Annotated in this window: 1 pseudogene; it reads right to left on the bottom strand. The window is 72.2% G+C overall.

Annotation, left to right across the window (positions count from 1 at the left end):
• A pseudogene (locus ACQG3P_RS24145) lies at positions 1-234 on the bottom strand (VOC family protein); the annotation flags it as partial.

The following is a 234-nucleotide window of genomic DNA, read 5'->3' as shown; positions in this document are numbered from 1 at the left end:
CCCCTCGGGGCCATCTACGCAGCTGGCTTCCGACACCCAGCGACCGCCGAACGTGAAGTGCGCCTCGCCCCTGGCATTGCGCTGCAGCGGTGTGCGCGCCAGCAGCCAGGCGGTGGCGGCCTCGACACGATCGGCCGGCACGTTGAAGGCCAGATGCACGCCGCCGAACGGGTCGCTGCCTGCCGGGCGCAGTTGCACGCCGGTCCAGCCGATCCGCACCACGTCGTCCTGCAC

Origin of the sequence: Stenotrophomonas sp. SrG (assembly GCF_050031795.1) — a bacterium.
GTDB lineage: Bacteria > Pseudomonadota > Gammaproteobacteria > Xanthomonadales > Xanthomonadaceae > Stenotrophomonas > Stenotrophomonas rhizophila_A.
This window is presented reverse-complemented; position numbering and strand designations above follow the sequence as displayed.